The 22604-nt window shown below is 66.5% G+C and carries 23 protein-coding genes; 13 read left to right on the top strand and 10 right to left on the bottom strand.

What is annotated here, in order from left to right; genetic code table 11:
- Positions 1–10 precede the first annotated feature (10 nt).
- Together C5E41_RS16405 and C5E41_RS16395 are read right to left on the bottom strand one after the other, a co-directional pair.
- Positions 11–1522, bottom strand: a complete 1512-nt coding sequence (locus C5E41_RS16405; RefSeq protein WP_104376704.1) for an aldehyde dehydrogenase family protein — start codon at positions 1520–1522, stop codon at positions 11–13.
- A gap of 400 nt (positions 1523–1922) precedes the next feature.
- On the bottom strand, positions 1923–3917 hold the full coding sequence (locus C5E41_RS16395; RefSeq protein WP_104376702.1) for an APC family permease: 1995 nt from the start codon (positions 3915–3917) through the stop codon (positions 1923–1925).
- Between the two features lie 276 nt (positions 3918–4193).
- Between C5E41_RS16395 and C5E41_RS16390 the strand changes: the two genes are divergently transcribed.
- Positions 4194–5618 carry an MFS transporter gene (locus tag C5E41_RS16390; RefSeq protein ID WP_258081018.1) on the top strand — a complete coding sequence of 475 codons (1425 nt, stop codon included), beginning with the start codon at positions 4194–4196 and terminating at the stop codon, positions 5616–5618.
- Here C5E41_RS16390 and C5E41_RS16385 read toward each other — a convergent pair.
- Complete coding sequence (locus tag C5E41_RS16385) at positions 5582–6433, bottom strand: SDR family oxidoreductase (protein ID WP_146097577.1); 852 nt, start codon at positions 6431–6433, stop codon at positions 5582–5584. The genes C5E41_RS16390 and C5E41_RS16385 overlap by 37 nt on opposite strands.
- A gap of 202 nt (positions 6434–6635) precedes the next feature.
- Here C5E41_RS16385 and C5E41_RS16380 point away from each other — a divergent pair, with 202 nt between their 5' ends.
- The gene (locus C5E41_RS16380) at positions 6636–7013 is read left to right on the top strand and encodes a VOC family protein (RefSeq protein ID WP_258081017.1); all 378 of its coding nucleotides are present in this window, start codon (positions 6636–6638) and stop codon (positions 7011–7013) included.
- Between the two features lie 30 nt (positions 7014–7043).
- Here the strand turns inward: C5E41_RS16380 and C5E41_RS16375 are convergent, their stop codons facing one another.
- From C5E41_RS16375 to gndA, 5 genes are all read right to left on the bottom strand, one after another.
- A complete protein-coding gene (locus C5E41_RS16375; RefSeq protein ID WP_104376700.1) occupies positions 7044–7595 on the bottom strand; it encodes a dihydrofolate reductase family protein in 552 nt (183 codons plus the stop codon).
- Complete coding sequence (locus C5E41_RS35970) at positions 7592–7717, bottom strand: DUF4334 domain-containing protein (protein WP_146097576.1); 126 nt, start codon at positions 7715–7717, stop codon at positions 7592–7594. Before C5E41_RS35970 ends, C5E41_RS16375 begins: the two co-directional genes overlap by 4 nt.
- A gap of 127 nt (positions 7718–7844) precedes the next feature.
- Positions 7845–8894 carry an FAD-dependent oxidoreductase gene (locus C5E41_RS16365; protein ID WP_104376698.1) on the bottom strand — a complete coding sequence of 350 codons (1050 nt, stop codon included), beginning with the start codon at positions 8892–8894 and terminating at the stop codon, positions 7845–7847.
- Positions 8895–9042: 148 nt separating this feature from the next.
- Positions 9043–9621, bottom strand: coding sequence for a hemerythrin domain-containing protein (locus tag C5E41_RS16360; protein ID WP_104376697.1), 579 nt, complete (start codon positions 9619–9621; stop codon positions 9043–9045).
- Positions 9622–10637: 1016 nt separating this feature from the next.
- The gene (gene gndA, locus C5E41_RS16350; RefSeq protein WP_104376695.1) at positions 10638–12083 is read right to left on the bottom strand and encodes an NADP-dependent phosphogluconate dehydrogenase; all 1446 of its coding nucleotides are present in this window, start codon (positions 12081–12083) and stop codon (positions 10638–10640) included.
- A 355-nt stretch (positions 12084–12438) separates the two neighbouring features.
- Between gndA and C5E41_RS16345 the strand changes: the two genes are divergently transcribed.
- From C5E41_RS16345 to C5E41_RS16315, 8 genes are all read left to right on the top strand, one after another.
- Positions 12439–12642 carry a cold-shock protein gene (locus C5E41_RS16345; protein WP_030517997.1) on the top strand — a complete coding sequence of 68 codons (204 nt, stop codon included), beginning with the start codon at positions 12439–12441 and terminating at the stop codon, positions 12640–12642.
- A gap of 625 nt (positions 12643–13267) precedes the next feature.
- Positions 13268–13831, top strand: coding sequence for a DUF5994 family protein (locus C5E41_RS16340; RefSeq protein ID WP_104376694.1), 564 nt, complete (start codon positions 13268–13270; stop codon positions 13829–13831).
- Positions 13832–13947: 116 nt separating this feature from the next.
- Complete coding sequence (locus tag C5E41_RS33905; protein WP_181063273.1) at positions 13948–14118, top strand: hypothetical protein; 171 nt, start codon at positions 13948–13950, stop codon at positions 14116–14118.
- Between the two features lie 113 nt (positions 14119–14231).
- Positions 14232–14717, top strand: coding sequence for a GNAT family N-acetyltransferase (locus C5E41_RS16335; protein WP_104376693.1), 486 nt, complete (start codon positions 14232–14234; stop codon positions 14715–14717).
- 103 nt (positions 14718–14820) lie between these two features.
- Entirely contained in the window at positions 14821–15060 is a 240-nt protein-coding gene (locus C5E41_RS16330) for an amphi-Trp domain-containing protein (protein WP_104376692.1), read from the top strand.
- 10 nt (positions 15061–15070) lie between these two features.
- Entirely contained in the window at positions 15071–15943 is an 873-nt protein-coding gene (locus C5E41_RS16325) for a slipin family protein (RefSeq protein WP_104376691.1), read from the top strand.
- Between the two features lie 279 nt (positions 15944–16222).
- Entirely contained in the window at positions 16223–16645 is a 423-nt protein-coding gene (locus C5E41_RS16320; RefSeq protein ID WP_104376815.1) for an Hsp20/alpha crystallin family protein, read from the top strand.
- Between the two features lie 40 nt (positions 16646–16685).
- Positions 16686–17585, top strand: a complete 900-nt coding sequence (locus C5E41_RS16315) for a universal stress protein (RefSeq protein ID WP_104376690.1) — start codon at positions 16686–16688, stop codon at positions 17583–17585.
- A gap of 30 nt (positions 17586–17615) precedes the next feature.
- Here the strand turns inward: C5E41_RS16315 and C5E41_RS16310 are convergent, their stop codons facing one another.
- On the bottom strand, positions 17616–19403 hold the full coding sequence (locus C5E41_RS16310; RefSeq protein WP_104376689.1) for an adenosylcobalamin-dependent ribonucleoside-diphosphate reductase: 1788 nt from the start codon (positions 19401–19403) through the stop codon (positions 17616–17618).
- 12 nt (positions 19404–19415) lie between these two features.
- A complete protein-coding gene (locus C5E41_RS16305) occupies positions 19416–19835 on the bottom strand; it encodes a CBS domain-containing protein (protein ID WP_104376688.1) in 420 nt (139 codons plus the stop codon).
- A 578-nt stretch (positions 19836–20413) separates the two neighbouring features.
- Here C5E41_RS16305 and C5E41_RS16300 point away from each other — a divergent pair.
- From C5E41_RS16300 to C5E41_RS16290, 3 genes are all read left to right on the top strand, one after another.
- Entirely contained in the window at positions 20414–20878 is a 465-nt protein-coding gene (locus C5E41_RS16300; protein WP_104376687.1) for a MarR family winged helix-turn-helix transcriptional regulator, read from the top strand.
- Positions 20879–21130: 252 nt separating this feature from the next.
- Entirely contained in the window at positions 21131–21877 is a 747-nt protein-coding gene (locus tag C5E41_RS16295; RefSeq protein ID WP_219823175.1) for an ABC transporter permease, read from the top strand.
- Complete coding sequence (locus C5E41_RS16290) at positions 21874–22602, top strand: ABC transporter ATP-binding protein (RefSeq protein WP_104376686.1); 729 nt, start codon at positions 21874–21876, stop codon at positions 22600–22602. The genes C5E41_RS16295 and C5E41_RS16290 overlap by 4 nt, the downstream gene beginning before the upstream one ends.
- The last annotated feature ends 2 nt before the right edge of the window (positions 22603–22604 follow it).

The following is a 22604-nucleotide window of genomic DNA, read 5'->3' as shown; positions in this document are numbered from 1 at the left end:
TGCGCTGGAATCAGAGGGCGACGTTGACCGACTTGGTCTGCAGATACAGATCCAGCCCGTCCGGACCGAGTTCACGGCCCCAGCCGGACTGCTTGTAACCACCGAAGGGCATCGCGGTGTCGAAGCCGTTGTAGTGGTTGATCCACACCGAGCCGGCTTTCAGCTCACGGGCCACCCGGTGCGCCTTGGAGATGTCACGGGTCCAGATGCCCGCGGCCAGGCCGTAGATCGAATCGTTGGCCTGTTTCGCGGCCGCCGCGATCCCTTCGTCGGCGTCGAACGGCAGAGCCGCCACGACCGGGCCGAAGATCTCCTCGCGCACGATGCTGAATTCGGGCCGCACATCGACGAATACGGTCGGCTGCACGAAGTATCCGGTGTCGCCGTGCCGGCCTCCACCGGTCAGCGCCTTCGCACCGTCCGCGAGACCGGCCTGCAGATAGGCGGTGACGCGGTCGAACTGCTCCTGCGATACCAGCGGGCCCAGCTCGGTGGACGGGTCCAAGCCGGGGCCGATCTTCACCCGCGAGGCGGCCTCGGCCACCGCGCTGGTGAAATCGCCGAAGATCTTGTCCTCCACATACAGTCGCGTCCCCGCGACACAGCACTGTCCGTGATTGAACAGCCAGGCGTTGAGTGAGCCGGTAACCGCGGCCTCGAAATCCGCGTCGGCGAACACCACATTGGGGCTCTTGCCGCCCAGCTCCAGCGACACCTTCTTCAGATTGCCCTTGGCAGCGTCGACGACCAGCTTGCCGACCTCCGTGGATCCGGTGAAGGCGACCTTGTCGACGTCGTCGTGCGCGGCCAGGGCGGCGCCGGCATCGCCGAATCCGGTCACGATATTGACCACGCCGGGCGGGAATCCGGCCTCCTGGAACACCTCTCCCAGCAGCAACGCGGTCAGCGGAGTCTGCTCGGCGGGCTTGAGCACCACCGTATTTCCGGCAGCCAAGGCGGGAGCCAGCTTCCAGGCCGCCATCAACAGCGGGAAGTTCCACGGCACGATCAACCCGCAGACGCCGACCGGCTCGCGCAGGGTGTATGCGTGGAACCGGCTGCCGGGCGGCGCGAACGGCATTGACACATCCACCGTGCTGCCCACAATCTTGGTCGCCCAGCCCGCGTAGTAACGGAAGACGTCGGCCGCCCACGCGGTGTCGACGACGGTGGCGACCGCAGCGGATTTGCCGTTGTCCAGCGCCTCGAGTTCGCCGAACTGCTCCGCGCGTTCGGAGAGAAGATCGCCGACCCGCCACAGCAGCCGTTCGCGCTCATTGGGTTTCATCCACTGCCATGGCCCGTTGTCGAAGGCACTGCGGGCGGCGCGGACGGCGCGGTCCACGTCGGCCGCCTCGCCGTGGGCCACCTCCGCCAGCACACTGCCGTCGGCGGGATTGTGCGTCGCGAACGTCCGACCCGATTCGGCATCGGTCCATTCGCCGTCGATCAGCAGCTGCTTTCGACCGCTGAGTACCGCCCGAACGTCCGCCCGGATCGGGAACTCGGAGACGACCGTCATCGAAACCTCCTGGCTACAACCTGATGTGATGCAAGCCATAGTGGGATGAATCAAGCATCGTGAAGTGTTCAGTTTCTGAACACCGCCGTGAGCCGGTCGGCAGCGGGCCCGCGCCGGTGTCGTCTCCCCGCCGGACCGGCGCGTCAGTCCGGGCCGGCATCCACACGGTGGCGGTCCACTACGACCTCGGGAAGAAGTGGACCGCGGAGCCGACCACGATGGTCAGCGGTGCATCTGGTCTACGCCGCCAACCGCGACCCGAACCGATTCACCGATCCGAACCGCTTCGACATCCAACGCCCCGACAACGAGCATTCCGGCTGGGGCACCGGGGCCACGACCTCTGCCCATCGACGTCGACCACATCGCCGGCCGAGCCGATCGATGATCGCGGCGGGCGTCAGGGGGCGACGATTCCGCGGCGGACCTGACCGGGGCCGGGTGTGACGGTGGGCGGCTTGCGATGTCGCGAGGAGCGCAATTGGTAGGGCACGCTGGTGACCATGACACCCGGTTCGAACAGCAGGCGCGCTTTGAGCCGGAGTGAACTCTGGTTGTGAAGCAGGTTCTCCCACCAGTGTCCGACGACGTACTCGGGGATGTAGACGCTGACGACGTCCCGGGGCCGCGATCGGCGAACCCGTTTGATGTATTCGATGACGGGACGGGTGATTTCGCGGTAGGGCGACTCGACGACCTTCAACGGGATGCTGACGTCGTGGCGCTCCCAGGACTGGGTCAGCGCCCGGGTATCGGTGTCGTCGACGTTGACCGTGATGGCGGTGAGAGTGTCGGGGCGGGTGGCGCGCGCGAACTGAACCGCTCGCTGGGTTGCCTTGTGCCAGTCCGAAACCAGCACGATCGCATGCACCCGGCCGGGCAGCGTCGGCTCCTCGTCGGGGTCGATGTCGAGTTCGGCGCGCACGGTCGCGTAGTGGGTGTGGATGAGATACATCATCAGCACCAGCAACGGGATCGCGATGACCACGAGGTAGGCGCCGTGACCGAATTTGGTGATCATGACCACGACCAGAACAACGCCGGTGAAGCAGGCGCCGAACGCGTTGATCGCCCGGGCCCGGTGGATGCGTTGGCGTTGACCCGGTGCGGTCACCGCGCGCAGTTCGCGATTCCAATGCCGGACCATGCCGGTTTGGCACAGCGTGAACGAGGTGAACACGCCGACGATGTAGAGCTGGATCAACCTGGTCGTCTGCCCGTCGAAGGCGTAGATCAACCCGGCGGCGACCGCGGCGAGCAGGACGATGCCGTTGGAATAGGCGAGCCGGTCCCCGCGGGTGTGCAATTGGCGCGGCAGGTAACGATGCTGGGCCAGGATCGAAGTCAGCAGGGGAAACCCGTTGTAGGCGGTGTTCGCGGCGAGGATCAGGATCAGCGCGGTGGTGACCATCAGGTAGTAGAAGCCCAGGCTGCTGTTGCCGAAGACCGCCCCCGCGATCTGCGCGATGACCGTCTTCTGGGCGTCGGTGCGGCAATCGCCCGGAAATCCGATCAGGTCGCAGGTGTTTTCGGCGACTCGCGTATGGGTGATCATCGCCAGCGCGGTCACGCCGGTGAACATGGCGATCGCCAGCACACCCATCGCGGTCATGGTCCGGGCCGCGTTGAGCGACTTCGGTTTCCGGAACGCGGGGACCCCGTTGGAGATCGCTTCGGCCCCCGTCAGCGCCGTACACCCCGAGGAGAAGGCCCGCAGCGCGAGGAATGCCACCGCGGCCGTACCGAGGCCGGCGTGCGCGGCGTGGATCTGGTAGTGCGCGCTCTCGGCGACCGGTGCGTGACCGATCAGCGTCTCGATCAGGCCGATCGAGACCATCACCAGGACGCCGGCGACGAATCCATAGGTCGGCACCGCGAACGCCCGGCCGGATTCTCGCACCCCACGCAGGTTCATCGCGGTCAGCGCCACGATGAACCCGATATCGATCAGCACCCGATGCGGGTTCAACGCCGGCGCCGCGGAGATGATGTTGTCCACCCCCGCCGCGACCGATACCGCCACCGTCATCACGTAATCGACCAGCAGCGCCGCCGCGACCACCAAACCCGGAATCGCACCGAGGTTCTCGGCGACGACCTCATAGGATCCGCCGCCCGACGGATAGGCGCGCACGACTTGGCGATACGACAACGCGACCACCGCCAGCAGCACGACGACACCACCGGCCACCCACGGTGTCAGATACAGGTAGCTGAGCCCGCCCAACGTCAGGATGAGCAGAATCTCCTGAGTCGCATACGCCACCGACGACAGGGGATCACTGGCGAAAATCGGCAATGCCAGCCGCTTGGGCAACAGCGTCTCCCCGAGTCGGTCGCTGCGAAACGGTCGTCCCAGCACCACCCGTTTGGCGACGTCGATCGGTGAAACCACGATTCATCAGCCTAAATCCGGCAAACCCGAACCCAGTCGTCGCGAGGCGTAGGGAAAACGTAAAAATCCGGCGCAGCTGTGTCGCCAACCACACAGAAGTCGTCGATTTCGGCGGGATGCCCTGCCATATAATTGATTAGATAGGCTAAACAACGTGGATCGGCCGGCCGACAGTCCGTTCACCCGGCGCCGCGCCGCATCCACTCTCCGAGCCCATCCGCAGCAACCGAACGTTGCTCTTCACCGAACAAGGAGCTGACCGCAGGAAAGGCAGTTTTGACCGCGACTCGCACCGACGACTACGAGACCACCACCGATTCCCTTCCACCCGATCTACCCGCACAGCCGGATCGCCCCGGCGGGATGTTCGCATCCCTCACCGTGCCGAACTATCGCTACTACTTCGCGGGCCAGGTGGTTTCGAATACCGGCACCTGGATGCAGCGGATCGCGCAGGACTGGCTGGTGCTCAGCCTCACCGGCAGCGCGTTCGCGGTCGGCATCACCACCGCCATGCAGTTCCTGCCGATGCTGCTGTTCGGTCTCTACGGCGGCGTCATCGCCGACCGCTTTCCCAAGCGCGGACTTCTGGTTCTCACCCAGGCCACGATGGGATTACTCGCCGCGGTGCTCGCGGTCCTGACGCTCACCGGCACGGTGGAGGTGTGGCACGTCTACGTGCTGGCGCTGCTGCTGGGCATGGTGACCGTGGTCGACAATCCGACTCGCCAGTCGTTCGTCCCGGAAATCGTCGGCCGGCAGCGGTTGCGCAACGCGGTCAGCCTGAACTCCGCGAACTTCCAGGCGGCGCGACTGGTCGGACCGGCGGTCGCGGGAGCGCTGATCGCCGCCGTCGGCTCCGGCTGGGCCTTCGCGATCAACGCCGGCTCCTTCGTCGCCGTCATCGCCGGTCTACTGGCCATGCGACCGGCGGAGCTGACACCGGTGCCGCGCCTGCCGCGCCGGAAAGGGCAACTGCGCGAAGGCCTCCGATATGTGAGCGCACATCCGCAACTGCTCTGGCCGATCGTCATGGTGGGCTTCATCGGCACCTTCGGCTACAACTTCCCCACCGTACTGTCGGGCTTCGCCTATCACGTCTTCGATGTCGACGCCGGGAAGTACGGGCTGCTCAACACGGCACTGGCAGCGGGCTCGCTCGCGGGCGCGCTGCTGGCCGGCCGCCGCGGGCGGGTACGGATGCGGATGCTGGTCGCCACCGCCGTCGGCTTCGGCGCACTCGAGGCGGTAGCCGCCTTCGCCCCGAACTATTGGCTGTTCACCGCGCTGCTCGCCGTGGTGGGCCTGCTCGGACTCACCTTCAACACCTCCGGCAACTCGATGGTGCAACTGGAAACCGACCCGGCCATGCGGGGGCGGGTGATGTCGCTGTACATGATGGTCTTCACCGGCGGCACACCGATCGGCGGCCCGATCGTCGGGTGGCTCACCGAGGAATTCGGGCCCCGGTTCGGCCTGTTCGCCTGCGGAGCGGTCTCCGCACTGTCGGCGGCGCTGATCGGTGTCGTCCTCGCCCGTGCCGCCGGCCTGCGAGTGCGGATGTCGGGCAGGCGCGTCGCGCTCGTTCCGCGCGACGGCTCCCCGGCCACCGTCACCATCGACGCCTGCACCGATACCGCCCGGCCCGGGGTGCTCCGAAACGTTCAGCGCGAACCCGAGCCGAAGAATCGCCACAGGTAACCGGGAAGCTTGCGCAGCGGAACGGCGCGTGGCCAGTCGTCGGCACGGAAGTAGGCGTCACTGCCGCCGTCGACGAAAACGATACTGCCGCACAGGAATCGCGCGGCGGGCGACAGCATGAACACCGCCCATTCGGCCAGATCGCCCGGATCGCCGAAGCCGCCGATCGGGACCGGGAATCGCTCGATGTTCTTGGCCTCGGCCGGGGTCGCGAGCTGCTTCTCCAACAGCGGCGTCAGCACCGCGCCGGGTGCCAGCGCGTTGAGCCGGATTCCCGCGCCGGCCCACTGCGCGGTCGTCGCGTTGCGGCGCACCCAGTGGCTCACCGCGATCTTCGACGTGCCGTAGGCGATCGACGGCGCGTTCCGGCCGAAGACCCGCAACGTCCGCAGCGCCTTCTCGGTGTCGCCCGTCAGCAGCGCACGAATCGCGCGGCGCGGCACCAACGGGGTGGTGGTCGTCGAATTGCTGCCGAAGACAACGACTTTCGCCTCGTCCGCGCGTGCCAGGGCCGAGCGCCAGCCGTCGAGCAGTTCGACGACCCCGCGGTAGTTCACCTCGACGATCAGTCGCGGCCGGTCCGCACCGGGCGCCGGCCCCACCCCAGCGGCGAGTATCGCGCCGTCGAGATGCCCGTCCCCCTCCGCGAGCACACCCTCGATCGCGGCGCGCCGGCCGGCCGGCGTCGACAGATCCGCGACCACCTGCGCATCCTTCAGATCGACACCGACCACCGTATGGCCCCGCTCGCGCAATTTCTCCGCCGCGGCACGCCCCATTCCGGACGCCGCCCCGGTCACCACGTACACACCCACCCCATCGCCTGCCTTCCGCTACCCGAGCCTCGAACGATCATCAACCGGTGACGGACGACCCCGTCACCGCCGCACCGAACTGTGCCCGAGTGCGAGCGTGTGCACAATGGCGACCGGGCCGGACGGGAGCCACAGCGCAGGTCCGCGAACGTTTCCCGCCGACATGGCATCTCGATCGAGGATCGCGTGCCAGACTCGTGCCATGGCCGCGGCTTCTGCTCCCCCACCGGGCTTTCGCTCGGTGACACCACGCATGGTGGTCGCTGACCACCCGGCGGCGGTCGCCTTCCTGCGGACCGTATTCGGGGCAAGCGGCGACGTGGAGCCGAACCGGCCGACCGAAGTTCACATCGGTGACTCACTGATCATGGTGTCGGCGTCCGGCGAGCGCGAGCCGTTTCCGGCCTTTCTCTACGTCTACGTCGACGACGTCGAGGCCACCTACCAGCGAGCGGTCACGGAGGGCGCGGTCACTCTGGAGGCACCGCTCGACACGCCGTACGGCGACCGCCGCGCCATGGTTCGCGACCCGTTCGGGAACGTCTACCAGATCGCCGGCCGGCCGGGGCCCACCGGGTGAGGTTTCCGGATCCTCGAGCCGGACTCGGCCTCAGTCGACGACGTAGCGCAGCATCACCGCCGTGTCGAAATGCCTCGTCTCCGCCAACCGGAGCGGAATATGCTTGTCCAGCAAGGGAAACATCGGTGTGCCGGCGCCGAGCACCACGGGCAGGACGAACACTTGATACTCGTCGATGAGCCCGTGCGGAATCAGCGCGGCCGCGAGACTCGCGCCGCCGACCTCCATGACGCCGTCGCCCTCGGCCTTCAGCCTGCGCACCTGCTCCACCGCGTTCTCGCTGACCAGCGTGCTGTTCCAGTGCACCTCGGTCAATGTCCGCGAGAAGACCACCTTCGGCTTCTCCGTCCACAACCTGCCGAATTCACGCTGGATGCCCGGCGCGTCCTCGGACACATGCGGCCAGTACTCCGCCATCAGCTCGTACAGGCGACGACCGTGCAGCGAAATCTCGATGTCCCGGTACCGGTCGTTGTGAAACTGGTGCAACTCGTCGTCCGGATTCGACCAGTCGATGCTGCCGTCGCGGTCGTTGATGTAGCCGTCCAGGGACATGCTGATCCCATAGCTCAGTCTCCTCATGACCGGATAGACGTCGTGCGCGCTCGAAATTCATCGGCCCGCCTCGCACCGGTTCGGCCGATCGCGGCGTCGGCGTCGATTTTCTTGAAACGGTCGTGCACAGGTTGTCCGTCGCACGCCATCGTCGCCGTGGTCCTGCGCAGCGTCGTCGGCACCGCCGGCACGGATGCGGTTCGCGCCTGGTGGCCCGGCACCGACGACGGCTACAGCGCCCACGGCCGTCTCACGGGGCTACCGGAGCGGTGACCGTCATCGCCGCCGCGCCCGCTGGGCTGCTTCGCGGTCGATGGCGATCTGTTTGCGGCGTTGTGTCATCGCGTCGGCGGGTGAGGCGGCGCCGAGGATCGCGTCGAACACCGCGCGGGCGTCCTCGAGCGCGTCGCGGGCGCCCACTCCGGCCGCCGGAGTGATCGCGTGGTCGGCGTCACCGATGAGGATTACCGAATCCTGCGGTGCGCGTGCGCCTTCCAGCGGGACGTTGCGGGCGTTGCTGACGTGCACCAGTTCTGTCCCCGACAGGAAAGCCGACACCAGCGCCCGGCTGGAAGGGGTTGCGGCCAGCACGGTTTCGGCCCACTCACCGACCGGTCGCATCCCGATATCGTCGCGAGTGCCGGGAAGCGGTTCCCGTGGAATTCGCACGAACCACAGGGCAGCCGGGTCCTGGGGACGCCAAATGTGGCCGAAAGTGCTTCCGGCACTACCGTCTTCGGCGATCTCGGCGAAGAAGTGAAGAACGGCCGGGGAAGTCGGCGGTGGGGGATCCAGTGGCGTGCCGGTCATTCCGTACAGCACGACGTCACCGGCGTAGTCCGGGGTGCGGCCGGGTTCCAGGGCTGCGCGGACGACGGAATCGATACCGTCCGCCCCGATCAGCAGTTCCTCGGCGGCGACGACGTCGGAGCCCCGTCGGATCGTGTGATTGTCGTCGCCCACGGTCACACCGGTGATCGGTTCGCCGTAGCGCAGTTCGGCGCCGGAGCCCGCGACGAACTCCGACAGTACGCCCATGAGGTTGCGGCGCAGCCAGAAACGATGTCCGCGGCTGGGCATTTCGCTGCGCCGGCCACGACTGTCCTCGTAGTCGAGTCCCGCGAGCGGATACGAAACCTCGTGCAGCGCCGAGCGATCGACGCCCATCGCCGCCATCGCGTCGTGTCCGCGCCCGTCGATGAACAGAAACGCTCCGGCTCCGGGCCCGGGGCGCTGTTGTTCGTAGAGCGCGACCCGATGCCCTTGCCGCGCGAGACCCCCGGCCAGGCAACTGCCCGCGATCCCACCACCGATAACGCTCACCATGTCCTGCGACCTCCTAGCGTTGTCGTGCCGACGGCCACCCGCCGGGAGAGGCACTGGTCCAGAGTGCCACGCGCACCGGAACATTCGCCGAGGACTGATCGACGAGTACCGCCGTTCGGCGCGCCGCCCGCCCCTACGGCAACGACGCTCAGCAGGGCGGAATCCGCTTCAAGCTGCCCACACTGAGCGATCCGCTCGCCTCGGTGCGCAGCGCCGCCTCCGCCGCGCGGACGTAGCCGGCCGGATCTTTGTCGACGGGCACGACGCCCGCGTAGTTGCGCGCCTCGTAAGCGGCGAAGGCCACGGCGAGCTGATGGCGGCGCTGTAGTCCGGCCAGGCGGCGAAAGTCGGTGAGCCCCTCTCGTTCCTCCTCGGCCATGTGGTCGCTGTTGGCCAGATTCGCCGCCACGACAGCCGCATACCACTCGTCGGTGCCCACCTGGTGTCGCCCTACATCGGCAACCGCGTCCCTGATCTCGTTGTGGTCGTGGATGGCATCGAGTGTCTCGGCCTCCGCCCCGCTCGCACGCCGAGCCGCGATCCCCACCTGCAGCAGCGCGGGATAGAAAATCTCCTCCTCGGCCTGCGCGTGCAGCTCGAGAAACGCCGCCAGCCGGTCCCAGATCGCCGCCAGCGCACCGATGTCCCCGCGATCGATCTGCTCCAGGATCGCGAACAGCCGCCGCTGCTCGTGATGGTCATCGAGGATCAACTGGGTGATATCCACATTTCCTCCCTGACACCGCGTTCAGGTAAACACCGGACCGGAGAACCGACCGCCTCTCTGTCAGCCGGGAAGTCCCCTGAGAACCGACGATAGTTCAATCATCGTTCCCCGGCGTCGCCGAACGCCGGTCGGGAGTACCACCAGTCTCCGGAGAAATCGAGGCCGGCGGCTGATCGGCTCTCTGTCACCGGAGTCTCCAGTCGGTGGATGCGGGTACGACCGGGCGGTCGTTGATTGTTCTGGCCGTCCGACGTGATCGCGGTCGGTGGCCGGCATCGACGTCTCCCGCGTGGTCCGCCACGCAGGGACAGTTCCGAGGCACCACCTTCCTCGAACAGCTCGATCGCCCACACCCGCGTTCGGGGATTCATGTCGACCAACCGAACGAGGAACCCCCGGGCAACCCACAGTCGTACCGGTGTGGTGTAGCGCCGACGACGCTGTGCGGCGATAAGCCGAGCCGCACCGCCGCCACGAAGCCCGGGTGGCCGTTCACACCGACCGTCGCCGCGATGTGCTGCGGCGACGAACCCCGGTTCGAGCGGTGCCGGTGACGTCGTTACTTTCATCCGATCCAGCCACGCCGAACATTCAACTTTCTACGTTGCTGTCAGCGTAGGCACCGACGGAGCGGCCGACCCGAGTAGACCGCTACTCGAATTTCGCGGCGGCTTCCCGCATTTCGCTGCGCGGGGCCGTCTCCGACCACACCGTATCCAGATTCAGCCACACTCCCGAAGGCGCGGTGCCGGCCATGATCCAGCACAACGCACGCCTGTCCGGTCTCGACAACGCCGCTTGGCCGGGCGCGGCACGAATAATGGCCGTAGTCGCTCACCCTGTGATCCCTGCCCGCCACCGAGATCTGGCACGACTCCGAGATCTGGCACGACTCCGAGATCTGGCACGACGCCGAGATCTGGCACGACGCCGACTGGCGAGCCGAACTCGCGGCCAACACCGTGAGCGCGCCGCTCGGTGTCACCGCAGTTCCGGGGCCTGCGCGAGGTGGCAGGTCATTCGGTGCGTGTTTCGCTGCGGTCCGCGCTCCACAGCGTGTGGTATTTGCCCGGCATATCGATGCGTTCGTAGGTGTGGGCGCCGAAGAAGTCACGCTGGGCTTGGGTGAGGGCGGCCGGCAGACGTCGCGCGCGCAGAGCGTCGTAGTAGGACAGCGAGGAACCGAAGGCCGGCACCGGTATTCCCAGCTGGACCGCGGTGGAGACGACGCGGCGCCAGCTGTCGACGGCCTGCTCGATGGCCTCGCGGAAGTAGGGGGCGAGGATCAGGCTGGGCAGGTCCGGATTCTCCTCGTAGGCGTCTTTGATGCGGTTGAGGAAGCGGGCCCGGATGATGCAGCCCCCGCGCCAGATGGTGGCCAGGTCACCGGGGCGCAGGTTCCAGTCGTATTCGGTGCTGCCGGCTGCGATCTGGTCGAAGCCCTGAGCGTAGGCGACGATCTTGGAGGCATACAGTGCCCTGCGGATATCCTCGGTGAATCGTGCTGCGTCGGCGGGCTTTCCGGCGAGCGTCCCGGAGGCCAGATCTTGCGCGGCCTGGCGTTGCGCGCGGGAGCCGGACAGTGCGCGGGCGAAGACGGCCTCGGCGATGCCGGTGACGGGGATGCCGAGATCGAGCGCGGACTTCACCGTCCATCGGCCGGTGCCCTTTTGCTCGGCGGCATCGGCGATGACATCGACCAGTGGTTTACCGGTGGTGGCGTCGACCTGTTGGAGCACCTGCGCGGTGATTTCCACCAGGTAGCTTTCCAGCTCGCCGGAGTTCCATTCGGTGAACACCTCGGCGATGCGGGCGGCGTCGAAACCGAGGGCGTCGCGCAGCAGGTGGTAGGCCTCGCCGATGAGTTGCATATCGGCGTACTCGATGCCGTTGTGCACCATCTTCACGAAGTGACCGGACCCGTCGGGGCCGATGTGGGTGCAGCAGGGGACGCCGTCGACCTTCGCCGAAATCGATTCCAGCAACGGCCCGAGCGACTCGTAGGACTCCTTCGGCCCGCCCGGCATGATGGCCGGCCCGTTGAGCGCGCCCTCTTCTCCCCCGGAGATGCCCGCTCCCACGAAGTTCAGACCACGCGCCTTCATCGCCGCCTCGCGGCGAATCGTGTCGGTGTAGAGGGCATTGCCGCCGTCGATGATGATGTCGCCGGGCTCCATGACGGCGGCCAGCTCCTCGATCACCGCGTCGGTGGCCTCGCCCGCCTTGACCATGATCAGCACTCGCCGCGGCTTCTCCAATGCGCCGACGAACTCCTCGATGGTCTCGGTGCGGACGAACTCGCCCTCGCCCCCATGAGCGTCCAGCAGCGCGTCGGTCTTGGCGACACTGCGGTTGTGCAGCGCCACGGTGTAGCCGTGCCGGGCCAGGTTGCGGGCGATGTTGCTGCCCATGACCGCAAGGCCGGTCACACCGATCTGAGCGATTGCAGAGGAGGAAGTCATATTTCAGATCATTTCATCAGTAGTAGCGGTGGCACGGTCGGCCCCACCTGCTCGACGGACATGCCGGTAACGCATCATCAGGGCGTTCGTGGAACTGTCCCAGGCCGGCGCTCGACCGGTCCGCAGAAAGCAGTGCGCCTTCGGGAGTTTCGATGATCAGCGGTTTCGCCGGTGGCGAGGAAGACGGTGCGGCACCGGGCCTCGACGGCATCGTCGGCGGAGCGCTTTCACGGGGTCCGAACGCATCGGTTGCCGGGCCGGGTGCGAGCCGGTCAGCGTTCGTGTGACATGCTGGTTGATGAGCACGGGTTGTTGACATGATCGCCCGGCTCGCAACAGGAAGTTGATCAGCAGTATGTCGCAAGGCAGTGTGAAGTGGTTCAACGGCGAAAAGGGCTTCGGCTTCATCGCCCAGGACGGGGGAGGCCCCGACGTTTTCGTCCACTACTCCGAGATTTCCGGCTCCGGCTTCAAGTCCCTGGATGAGGGGCAGCGCGTCGAATTCGAGATCGGCCAGGGCCAGAAGGGTCCGCAGGCCCAGAGCGTTCGCGCCATCTAGGCACTGAGCCCCCCACGAAACCCGCGCCTGTGGCGCGGGTTTCGTGCATTTCGGACCGTTGCCGACCCGGGCGAAAGAGCGTTCGCCGGCATCCAGCCGGGCAGGGGCAGTACGCGGCCGTCGTGAGCCCACGTGGACACGGGTGGCAGATTCCCGTAGCGTCGAGGTAGACATCCGGTCTCGCAGCAACGGACGGTGGGCCACACGGTTCTCTCGGCGCTTCCGATCCACAGGCGGGATCACGGTCGTAAACATCGAACATCGGACGGGCGTTCCGCGAGCGGTCGAATGCCGCTGGATCACTTTCCGCGACCAGAGCCTTCATGTGTCCGCATGCTCGGTGTGTGTTCTCGATCGCTTGGCGAACGCGCGCGAAGATCCGTCGGCGGACGACGTCTCCGAGACCGCATCGGAGCGAAGGCTCCGCATCCCCGAGCACCCGGGTACGAACAGACCGGGTACGAACAGACACAGGACCGCAACGGCCCGCGAACGGGCCCTGCGCCGGTTACGCCGGAGCGGACCGAACCGAAAGGCTCGGCGACACCCCGACCGATCCCACGATCGTCATGTCACCGGCTTTCCCTCAATGCGGCCGATTCGCGGCCGAGTCAGGAGCGTCGGCATGAACTGCCCGACCCGCCCCATCCCCAATACCCCACACCTGGACCGTGAGCAGCGCGCACGCGTGCAATCCAAACCGGCCGAGACGAAAACAGGGTATGTCGACGGCGCGTGGTGGCCGCACAGCACCGATCTCGCCGCCGAACTCCCCCATCTGATCACCGCGATCGCGGGACGGCTCGACTCGATCCACCGCGTGGTTTACCAACCCGGCGAATGGACCCACACCCCACAACAGCTCACCGACGCCGGGCGCACGGTCCGCCTCGACGGGAACCGGCACGGCACCGCGCACACGATCGAAATCCTCGGCGCCCGCGACCGGCGGCAGATCTTTCTGATCATTCCGCCCCACACCGATCCGCACAGGGCCGGCGCCGTGATGGCCGCGGCCTGCCGCGTCGACGACGAATCCACGGTCGACCAGCTGCTGGCCCAGCTTCCGGGACGCACCGGAAGAGCCGCCGCCCTACGACAGTGGCGCAGCAGCGGAACCAGCCGGCGCATCGACACACCCGCCAACGCACACCGGCTACACGGCGGCGCACCCTCACCTACCCCGTGACAGGTTCGTTGCCTGCCATATCAGCGGCCGCTGCGGAATCGATCCGCTCGCACATTCCGACATCCGGCCCCCACACAGAATCAGTCCACCTCCCACAACGACCGAGAGAACTCCCCATGAGCGACAAACAACCCATCAGACCGCAGCTGTTCAGCCACGAATACACGGCCCCGGACAGCACTCCCGCCAGCGCGGCCGACACCGATCTCCGACCGACCTTCCTTTCCGCGAAGACCAGCAACGAGACGACTGAACCCGAAGCCATCATCCGACAGACGGACCGGTAGCACTCGCTGCCGCGGTCAGTAGACGGCGGGACCTCCGGCCCTGTCGGGAATCCGAGGCCCTGGCCGATGCTGGCAGATATGTCGCACTCCCACGATCCGCTCCGGAATTCGCCATGACCGCGGAGACGACCCTGGATCTCGACGATGTCATCTTCCGCCGGCTCAGCCCCGGCGATGCGAGCGCTGTTCGCGACCTCCACGCGGCGCTCGACGAACACGACAGCTACTACCGATTCTTCGGGCCGCGACCGAAACATCTGGAACATCTGGCCGCGGCGATAGCGAGCAACGATCCAGATCACGGCGCGGTGGGCGCGTTCCTCGGACATCGGCTCATCGGTGTCGCGAATTACATCGTCTCCCCCGGCACACACTGCGCCGAGGTGGCCATGGTCGTGGCCCATAAAGATCAGCAGTCGGGCATCGGCACCGCCCTGCTCACACGCCTTGCCGACGACGGCCGCCGCCGCGGTATCGACAGATTCGTCGCCGAGGTCATGGCGACCAATTCCACCATGATGCAGCTGCTGAAAGATATCGGCATCCCGATGTCGGCCGATTACGACAACGAAATCGTGCACGTCGTCCTTCAACTCTGAGGTGCGAAAGCGCATCGCCCGTGCGGCCGAGTGACCAAGGCCATGACCATTCGGGGTAGTGCTCCCCTGGCGATGCACCGACTGTGGGCGTGCACTGATCACCATGGCACGCACGCGCTACGAGAATCACTGCACTTTGACCCGCGGCGAACTGGCCGCCGAATTGCGCCACATCGCCGATCGGCTCGACTCCGGTGCCGATCTGACCTACGGGATCGGCAACTCGGAAATCACCGTACCGGTCCCGCGACAGGTGCACCGCGAGCTGGAGATCGACACCGCCGTCGATGGCGATCTCACCCTCGATTTCGCCTTCCACTGGGCGCCCACACGCAGGAAGTGAGACCGGTCCGATGAGTACTGCCACCATCACCGTGATCATCGTCGCCGCCGTCATCCTCGTCGCGATCGTCGCGGCGCTGTCGATCCGGATCGTGAACCAGTATCAGCGCGGCGTGCTGTTCCGGCTGGGCCGGCTCATCGCCGTGCGCGAACCGGGCCTGCGGTTCATCGTTCCCGTGGTCGACCGATTGCGCCTGGTCTCCATGCGCATCGTGACGCTGCCGATTCAGTCGCAGGGCATCATCACCCGGGACAATGTCAGTGTCGACATCTCGGCGGTCGCCTACTTCCGGGTGATAGACGCCGCGAAATCGGTGATCGTCATCGAGAACGTCGCCGCGGCGATCGATCAGATCGCACAAACCACCCTGCGCAAGGTCGTGGGCCAGCACACCCTCGACCAGGCCCTCGCCGAGACCGACGTGATCAACGCCGACATCCGCCAAATCCTCGATGCGACCACGGTGGAGTGGGGCGTCGAGGTGACCCTGGTCGAACTGAAAGATATCCAACTTCCCGACAGCATGCAGCGGGCGATGGCCCGCCAAGCCGAAGCCGAACGCGAAAAGCGCGCGAAAATCATCGCCGCCGAGGGCGAATCGCTGGCCGCCGCCTCACTGGGCGAGGCTTCCGACACCATGGTCGCGCACCCGCTGGCGCTGCAGTTGCGCAACCTGCAAACCCTGATCGAACTGGGTGTCGACAAGAACACCACCGTCGTGTTCCCCGCACCGCTGATGAGTGCGATCGGCGACATCAGCAGCTTCTTCGCCCGCGAAGCCGGTGCGGCCGAAGCACTCCACCCGCTCACCCACCACGGCGGGCTCAACGGCTCGACGAGCGACCGCACACCCGCCACCACAGGCGCCGAACAGGACCGATAACGCGGATACGACCTGCGGCGACACAGATCTCGCACCGCGGGTTCGCCGAGCATGCCGGCCGGCGGTATGCCGCCGTACTCCATGACGACGATGCCGACCCCGAGTCAGGCGACGCGCGGAGAGAGGTCGCGGCTTCCGGTGCTGGTTTGGTATGAGCGAGCGACTGGGCGAGGACTTCCGTCACTTCCGGGTGAGACTCGCTGCCCTAGAAGTGTGCGGCGTGCCGCGCTGAGATCGAGGGATAGGAACAGGTACCCACTACACAGCCGAGGAGTGATCATGAACCTGCTTTCCGCCCACCGTCCCGGATCGCTATTACCCGACTTCACCGATTGGTGGAATGCGTTCACTCCCGGCTTGGCGCCGATGTTCGGCAATCATCTGTTGCGGGTGGAGGAGTCCGTCGACGACGGTCACTATGTGGTGCGGACCGAGATCCCCGGCATCGACCCGGCGAAGGACGTCGAAGTGTCCGTGCACGGTGGCTTGCTCACCATCAAGGCTGAGCGCAGCGAATCCCACGAAGAGAAGGGACGCTCGGAGTTCAGCTACGGCTCCTTCGAACGCACCGTCTCGCTTCCCGAGGGAGCTCAGGACAAGGGCATCGACGCGACATATGCCAAGGGCATCCTCACCGTCACCGTTCCGATGGGCGAGCCGAAGGAGAAGGTGACGAAGGTCGACGTGAAGTCCGGCGACTGACCGAGCGCCGGCGACCGGTTCCCGGAAGGGAAATCGACTTATGACCGAGGAAACGCGCGGGGCGCGATCACCCGCTCCGATCGTGGTGGCGACCGACGGGTCCGCTGTCTCGTATCAGGCCGTGGCGTGGGCGGCAGCCGACGCGGCACTGCACGGATGTCCGCTGCAGGTGCTCGCCTCCGTGGCGTTTCAAGGGGCGTACGGGCCCGTGCCGTATGTGACGGCGGAGGCCGTCGAGCAGATGCAGGACGACGGTGACCGCGTCGCCGACGAGGCGGTGCGCATCGCCCGAGCGGCGGTCGCACCCGATGCGCCGGAGATCAGCCGGGAGGTGACCTTCGATCCGATCATCCCCTGCCTGATCGCGCGTTCGCGGACCGCGCGGGCCGTCGTGGTCGGCAGCCGGGGGCGCGGCGCCTTTCGCCGGGCTTTCCTCGGTTCGGTGAGTTCGGCGATGGTTCACTACGCCCACTGTCCGGTGGCAGTGGTGCGGACGTCGTCGAGCCTCGACCCGATATCCGCTCACCGGCCCGTTCTGGTCGGTACGGACGGCAGTGACAACAGCGTGCCGGCGGTGGCGATCGCGTTCGAAGAGGCCGAACTGCGCGGTGTAGGGGTCACCGCGCTGCGCTGTTGGAACGACTCGAGCGGCGGCGAACTGTCCACCGCCGCATGGGAACAGGCATGCGAGAAGGAGTTGGCTCTGTTGACGGAAAGCCTTGCCGCACATCGGGATCGCCATCCCGATGTCGCGGTGCACAGCATCGCCGTCCCCGAAAAGCCCGCACGCGCCCTGCTCACCGAGGCCGAGCACGCGCAGTTGGTGGTCGTCGGCAGTCACGGTCGCGGCGGATTCGCCGGAATGCTGCTCGGCTCCATCAGCCGGGCGGTGGTGCAGTCGGCCGAATGCCCGGTCATCGTCGCGCGCCGAAGGGCGTAGGCCCACGGGACAGTCGAACTCCTTCGAGCATCACGCGCTGCGCTCCGGAACCGCGGTGCCTCCGCCGTACGCACCGTGCACGATGACAGCCGTGTCGTTGCTCGCCTCCGGGTACCGCAGCACCTGATCCGGTCTGCTGCCGGAGCGATACACCGTGACACCCTTGTTTCCCGCCCGCCACGCCTCCGTGAAGACGGCTTCGACGTCGGCGACGGACGATTCCGGCGCCATGTTGACGGTTTTTGCGACCGCGGCGTCGGTATGGCGCTGCACCGCGGTCTGCATACGCACATGCCAGACCGGCGCGATCTGATGCGCCGTGCGGAACCGGCGACGGAGATCGGCAGGAAGGTTCGCGCCCGCGGTACCCGTCGCGGCGACCTCGGCCGCCACCGCCTCCGACCAGACTCCGCGTTCGATGGCGGCCTGCTCGAAAAGCGGTTCGACACAATCGAATTGCCGACCGATCAGATGGCGTGTGTAGGCCAGCGCGAACAGCGGCTCGATCCCCGCGCTCACCCCGGCGATCAGGGATATGGTTCCGGTCGGTGCGATGGAGGTGACCTGCGCATTGCGCACCGGCGGCGCGTTCTGCCGGGCCGGGATGCTCCGTTCGAACAGCGGGAATGCCCCCCGCTCGGCGGCGAGTTCCTGGGACGCGGTCCGTCCCCACCGCGCGATGCGCGACATCAATCGATCCGTGAAAGCCACTGCGGCCGCGCTGTCATACGGAAAGTCGAGTGCGGCAAGTGTTTCCGCCAGACCCATGATGCCGAGGCCGATTTTTCGGGTGGCGCGTGCGGCGGCCCCGAGTTCGGGCACAGGATACTCCGCGACGTCGATGACGTCGTCGAGAAAGCGCACACCCTCACGCACCACGCGGGCGAGGCGTTCCTCGTCGATGTGGTCGCCGTCGAGGAGTCGGGGCAGGCAGACCGATCCGAGATTGCAGGATTCGTACGGTGCGAGCGGGACCTCGCCGCACGGGTTGGTCGCCTCCAGTGGACCCAGTTCGGGAAGAGGATCGGCTCGGGCGACGGCATCCAGGAACAGGACGCCCGGCTCTCCGGTGCGCCAGGCCTGTTCGGCGATGTCAGCCAGCAGACCTCGTGCCGACACCTCCTGGACGGTCGTGCCGGTGTGGGGGTCGATCAGGCGGTGAGCGCGGTCCTCGGCGGCCGCGCGCATGAACTCGTCGGTCACCGCCACCGACAGGTTGAACGTCGGGAGCACGGTCGTATCACTCTTCGCGTGCACGAACTCCCGGATATCCGGGTGACGGACGTGCAGCACCGCCATGTTGGCGGCCCGGCGCCGCCCGCCCAGACGGATCACCCGGGCCGCCGTATCGAACAGGTGAATGAACGAGACCGGACCGCTGGCCGACCCTCCTGTCGATATCCGCGAGCCGCGCGGGCGCAGATGTGAGAACGCGAATCCCGTCCCGGCACCCGAGCGATGCAGGAGTGCGGCGGTGCGCAGCGTGGTGAAGATGGAGTCGAGCGAATCCTCCAGTGGCAGGACGAAGCAGCCGGAGAGAACCCCGTCCCCGGTGCCGGCGTTCATCAACGTCGGAGAATTCGGAAGGAACTCGCGGCTGCGCAGCAGTGGGGCGAACCGCTGCGCCCAGTATTCGCTGCTACCGGCCCGGTAAGCGTCCTCCGCGCCGGCGACGAACCGAGCGACCCGATCCATCATCCCGCCCGGCGACTCACAGATTCTGCCCCGCGCATCGCGCCGCAGGTACCGTTCGGCGACCGTTGCCAGGGCCGCCGGCGACAATCCGAGGTCGTCGACGACGCCGGTATCCTCAGGCACCGTGCGCTGCCGTCAGGTGCCCGCGTAGACGCCTTCGACGAATTTCGCGATCTCGTCGTCGCTGAGGTGGCGCGCGATGTCGGCTTCGCTGATCATGCCGACCAGCCGCTTGTTCTCGATCACCGGTAGGCGCTTGATCCGGCGCTCTTCCAGTTCGTGCAGAACGGCCCGGACATCCGTGTCGGCGTCCACCCACCGTGGCGTCCCTTCACACAGGGAGGCGCATGTCGCCGTGGCCGGATCACCCCCGGTCGCGAGACATTTCACCACGATGTCGCGGTCGGTGATGATTCCGCACAGCCGCTCGTTCTCATCGCTGACCGGTAGAACTCCGACGTCGAGCCGGCGCATGAGCCGGGCGGCGTGCTCGACGGTATCGGTCCGTGAGACCCACGTTGCACCCTCATGCATGATTTGCTTGGCAGTGGTCATCGGTTTCTCCCTTCGAGTATCGGCAGTTCTCCACCCTCCACCGATGCAAGGAGGGGCGGAAGAGAACAAAGTCCCGATGAGGGCGAGACGCGACACGGTGCGCCGGCGGCGGAGCTGCAGGTGGCGATCGCAGAGCCGAACAACGTCCAGCTCGAGTGCGGCTACTTCCGCCTGCAATATGCGCTTACCAGCAGACCATCGTGGTCGATGACATCGGCGCTACCCGATCCGAGCCGGGCGAGGGGCGTCGGCGGCGATGTCGGAGCGACGGTAGGCAAGTGTCCGGCAGCCGTGCCGAACATTTGAATCGCTCAGATCGCAACGCCTGACGAGCAACCGAACCACATCCCGAAAAAGCTGTCCCCAGCTGGGGCGATGTTGATTCCCGGAGCAGTGGCTACGGGAGGTGATCAAACCTTCCCACACGCCGACCACAGCGGATTATTACTTGACTGTTGTTAATCTTTCGCCGCCGGTTCCAGTGAGATCCGGCCACCTGCGAGCGAAGGGAACCTGCACGATGACGACAATGTGGCAGGTCATCCCATCCGGGACGCCTCTACCCGAAGGATCTGCCGATGCCCTCGCCCGACTCGCCGACCACCCCCGAGGAACTCGTGGCGGCGGTGGAGCGGGTACAGGTCGCGCTCATTCAAGTGGCACGGCAATTCCGGATGATGGACCGTGCGGGAATCAACCAGTCCGCGCGCAGCGCTCTCGCGGCGATCGTCAAATTCGGACCGCTGTCGATGTCCGAACTCGCGGCACACGAGGGGGTGGATCCGGCGAGCGTATCGCGGACGGTCCGCAAGCTCGAGGAATGCGGAGACGTCGTCCGACGGGCCTCGGATACGGACGCGCGGGTCAACTTGATCGAGGTGACCGAATCCGGCCGCGAGCTGTTCATGCGCAGCCGCCGGCAACTGACCGAGATCATCCTGGACCGGATCGCGACGCTCCCACCCGAGCAACTGGCCACGATCGTCGCGCTCGGCGACGGGCTGGAATTTCTCGCGTCGGCGACGAGGCCGCACCGGCCGTAACCCATTGGCGCGAGTGTCGAATCGCCTCGGCGCCTGCGCATCTGGTCGATCCGGCTTCCGGACCCGCATCGGGCGGGTGCAGGCCCGGCACCCAATTCACACCCCGCTCCGCCGACAACGCATCCACGTCACCGGCCGATCGAACGGATTCACATGACCGTGCTGAGTGCTGACCCCAAGGCCGAACCAACGGGGCGAACGCCTTCCATCCGCCGACCCACCACCCGCTCGCGTGCTACCGCCCTGCTCGGGGTGGTTGCTCCCCCGTTGGCGCTGGTCATCCTGCTCGCGGTGGGATGGAATGTCATGGCTGCACGGTGGGACACCCCGCTGATGCCATCGCTCGGCTCGATCGGCGACGAGTTGGTGGAACTGTGGCGGGGTGGTTCGCTGTGGGCGAATCTCGAGGTGACCCTGACACGCGTACTCCTCGGATTCGCGGTGGCCTTCGTCGTCGCCGTGATCCTCGGAATCGCCATGGGGCGCAACACATATGTGCGGCGTTTTCTCGAGCCCGCGGTGTTGTTGGGGTTGGCGACGCCGGGTTTGGTGAAGGCACTGCTGTGCGTGATCTGGTTCGGCATCAGCGTCGTCAATCCGATCCTGGCCGTGGCTCTCGCGGCCGCACCCGCGCTGATCGTCAACATCACGCAGGGCGTCCGCGATGTCGACCCTCAGTTGCACGAGATGGCCCATGTGTACCACTTCAGCGTGTGGACGCGCCTGCGGCGAATCTGGCTGCCTGCCCTGGCGCCGTCGCTGTTCACCGGCGCGCGGCTGGGAATAGCCCTGGCCTGGAAGGTGATCGTGCTGGTCGAGATATTCGGCATGGCCGACGGCGTCGGATATCAACTCAACCTGGAGTTCTCCAACCACAATGTGGCCTCGGTACTCGCCTGGACCATCGCCTTCGCGCTCGTCATGACGGCGATCGAGTACGGCATCCTCCAGACGCTGGAACGACGAGTGTCTCGCTGGCGCAAGGAGTCCGCGGTATGAGCGCCGGAATCGGACTTCGCAACATCTCCAAGTCCTTTGTGAGCAAGAAGAACAACACCGTCCAGACGGTCTTCGAGGACTTCTCGCTAGAGGTGGCGCCGGGTGAGCTCGTATCCCTGGTGGGCGCATCGGGCACCGGCAAAACGACGCTGCTGCATTTGGTGGCCGGACTCGAGACAGCAGACAGCGGCGTGATCCGGGTAGGCGCGAATGCCGCGCCGGCCCGTACGGGAATGGTCTTTCAGCAGCCGCGGCTTCTGGACTGGCTCAGCGTCGCCAAGAATATCGAAATCGCCGCGAAATCGGCCGGTCAGAGCGTAGCCGCCGTGCCGGACATCATCGACGCGGTCGGCTTGAGCGAATACTCCGAAGCCTACCCCTCGGTCCTGTCCGGTGGGCAGCGCCAGCGGGCGGCGGTGGCAAGGGCGTTCGCCGTCGATCCGGACATCATCCTCTTCGACGAACCGTTCAGCGCGCTCGACGAACTCACGAGCCGCAAGTTGCGACTTCTGTTGCAGACCTTGCTCACCGAACGCTCCGTCACCGGATTGCTGGTCACCCACAACACGCTCGAAGCGGCTTTCCTGTCCGACCGGATCGTCGTGCTCGCCGACCGCCCGGCGCGAATCGTGCAGGACATCCGCGTCACAATCCCCCGTCCGAGATCGACCGAGGACTCCACCTTGTTCGACCTGCATCGCGACATCATCACCCATCTCTCCTGATC

Source organism: Nocardia nova (assembly GCF_002933465.1).
GTDB classification, from domain to species: domain Bacteria; phylum Actinomycetota; class Actinomycetes; order Mycobacteriales; family Mycobacteriaceae; genus Nocardia; species Nocardia nova_B.
This window is presented reverse-complemented; position numbering and strand designations above follow the sequence as displayed.

What these genes read in the sequence shown, in the direction of transcription:
- C5E41_RS16335 (WP_104376693.1), top strand. Translation starts at nt 14,232, where the DNA reads ATGACCGCGGAGACGACCCTGGATCTCGACGATGTCATCTTCCGCCGG.
- C5E41_RS16325 (WP_104376691.1), top strand. Translation starts at nt 15,071, where the DNA reads ATGAGTACTGCCACCATCACCGTGATCATCGTCGCCGCCGTCATCCTC.
- C5E41_RS16320 (WP_104376815.1), top strand. Translation starts at nt 16,223, where the DNA reads ATGAACCTGCTTTCCGCCCACCGTCCCGGATCGCTATTACCCGACTTC.
- C5E41_RS16315 (WP_104376690.1), top strand. Translation starts at nt 16,686, where the DNA reads ATGACCGAGGAAACGCGCGGGGCGCGATCACCCGCTCCGATCGTGGTG.
- C5E41_RS16290 (WP_104376686.1), top strand. Translation starts at nt 21,874, where the DNA reads ATGAGCGCCGGAATCGGACTTCGCAACATCTCCAAGTCCTTTGTGAGC.
- C5E41_RS16345 (WP_030517997.1), top strand. Translation starts at nt 12,439, where the DNA reads ATGTCGCAAGGCAGTGTGAAGTGGTTCAACGGCGAAAAGGGCTTCGGC.
- C5E41_RS16300 (WP_104376687.1), top strand. Translation starts at nt 20,414, where the DNA reads ATGCCCTCGCCCGACTCGCCGACCACCCCCGAGGAACTCGTGGCGGCG.
- C5E41_RS33905 (WP_181063273.1), top strand. Translation starts at nt 13,948, where the DNA reads ATGAGCGACAAACAACCCATCAGACCGCAGCTGTTCAGCCACGAATAC.
- C5E41_RS16305 (WP_104376688.1), bottom strand. Translation starts at nt 19,835, where the DNA reads ATGACCACTGCCAAGCAAATCATGCATGAGGGTGCAACGTGGGTCTCA.
- C5E41_RS16365 (WP_104376698.1), bottom strand. Translation starts at nt 8,894, where the DNA reads ATGGTGAGCGTTATCGGTGGTGGGATCGCGGGCAGTTGCCTGGCCGGG.
- C5E41_RS16405 (WP_104376704.1), bottom strand. Translation starts at nt 1,522, where the DNA reads ATGACGGTCGTCTCCGAGTTCCCGATCCGGGCGGACGTTCGGGCGGTA.
- C5E41_RS16330 (WP_104376692.1), top strand. Translation starts at nt 14,821, where the DNA reads ATGGCACGCACGCGCTACGAGAATCACTGCACTTTGACCCGCGGCGAA.
- C5E41_RS16375 (WP_104376700.1), bottom strand. Translation starts at nt 7,595, where the DNA reads ATGAGGAGACTGAGCTATGGGATCAGCATGTCCCTGGACGGCTACATC.
- gndA (WP_104376695.1), bottom strand. Translation starts at nt 12,083, where the DNA reads ATGACTTCCTCCTCTGCAATCGCTCAGATCGGTGTGACCGGCCTTGCG.
- C5E41_RS16340 (WP_104376694.1), top strand. Translation starts at nt 13,268, where the DNA reads ATGAACTGCCCGACCCGCCCCATCCCCAATACCCCACACCTGGACCGT.
- C5E41_RS16380 (WP_258081017.1), top strand. Translation starts at nt 6,636, where the DNA reads ATGGCCGCGGCTTCTGCTCCCCCACCGGGCTTTCGCTCGGTGACACCA.
- C5E41_RS35970 (WP_146097576.1), bottom strand. Translation starts at nt 7,717, where the DNA reads ATGGCGTGCGACGGACAACCTGTGCACGACCGTTTCAAGAAAATCGAC.